This window comes from Vibrio sp. 10N.222.55.C6 (genome assembly GCF_041473395.1).
GTDB classification, from domain to species: Bacteria; Pseudomonadota; Gammaproteobacteria; order Enterobacterales; family Vibrionaceae; genus Vibrio; species Vibrio crassostreae_C.
Genome location: NZ_JBFRSD010000679.1, coordinates 1 through 303 on the forward strand (window position 1 = coordinate 1; position 303 = coordinate 303).

1 protein-coding gene is annotated in these 303 nt (G+C 46.5%); it reads left to right on the plus strand.

Annotated features, from left to right (window positions below; translation table 11 throughout):
• On the plus strand, window positions 1-303 hold a 303-nt coding region (locus AB4486_RS25615), incomplete at both ends, for a polysaccharide biosynthesis/export family protein (RefSeq protein ID WP_372119548.1).

The window sequence follows — 303 nt, forward strand, 5'->3', positions numbered from 1 at the left end:
GGTTAACCTTTACCCACTGACAGCTCAATCAGTATCGACTTACCAAACGGGTACATTGTCGGTGTCACAAGCCAACCCTGAACTCGACGTAGACATCGCAAAGTATGAATACAAAGTCGGTGTGGGCGATATCTTAAATATTACGATCTGGGATCACCCTGAACTGACCATTCCAGCGGGCTCTTACCGTAGCAGCACAGAAGCGGGTAACTGGGTTCATGCTGACGGCACTATTTTCTACCCATACATTGGTACAGTAGAAGTTGCAGGAAAAACGGTTCGTGAAATTCGTTCTGATATAGC